1 protein-coding gene is annotated in these 855 nt (G+C 62.8%); it reads right to left on the bottom strand.

Annotated elements, in window-relative coordinates:
• Positions 1 to 855: ISNCY family transposase (locus tag QN224_RS33530; protein WP_283980172.1), on the bottom strand; the 855-nt coding region annotated here is incomplete at both ends.

Below are 855 nucleotides of genomic sequence, written 5' to 3'. Positions count from 1 at the left end.
TTGCTCTGGCTGCCATCGCGAATGCCGAACATATGGTCCGTCTGGCCGGTGCGGCGCGGTCCGCCGTTGCTGCGCTGTTGCTCTCGCCCGGCCTGCATCTCGGCCACCAGTGCCAGCATGTCATCGAGGCGCTTGTTCTCAACCACCTCGCAGCGGTGGACCGAGCGCAGCGTGTCGAAGGTCCTGTAGGGCAGGGAGGTCGCCTCATGGGTGATCTCGAGGCGCCCGTCGGGATAGTCGCAGACGATGACCTTCTTACCGGCCAGCCTCTTGGCGAGATCGGTCGGATCGAGGATGAACAGCACTTTGTCGTAGCGCAACGTCAGCGCCTGCGACAGCGTGCGGACTTCCTTGCGGCACATCGCGCCATCGAGGTTCTCATGCTCGGCAAACGGCCGGTGCATGTCCTTGGGATTGCGCGGCGCCTTGCCGAAGCGAAGATTGAAGTCCGCCATGAATTCCGGCGCATAGGCGTTGGCGGCCTCGATCGTGTCGATGCCGCGCAGCCGCAGTTCCTTGACGAGCCGGTCCTGCAGCGTCTGGTTGGCGCGCTCGACGCGGCCTTTGGCCTGCGGGGTATTGGCGCAGATGATGTCGATGTTGAGCTCGTAGAGGGCCCGCCCGAACTGCGTCAGGCCGCTGGTTCTGTCCTTCTTAGAAGCATGGGTGGTGCGGAAGATGCCATGCTTGTCGCTGTAGAAGGCGATCGGCTTGCCCCATTGCTGCAAGTAGGCCTTCGTCGCGTGCAGATAGTCGAAGGTGTTCTCCGAGGCAGCAAAGCGCAGATGCAACAGCTTGCCGGTGGCATCGTCGATATAGACGAGCAGGGCGCATTTGGGACCGCGGTTCTCGAAC

Origin of the sequence: Sinorhizobium sp. 7-81 (genome assembly GCF_030124405.1) — a bacterium.
Taxonomy (GTDB): Bacteria; Pseudomonadota; Alphaproteobacteria; order Rhizobiales; family Rhizobiaceae; genus Sinorhizobium; species Sinorhizobium psoraleae.
Note: the sequence above shows the minus strand (reverse complement) of the source record. Positions and strands in the feature narration are given on the sequence as shown.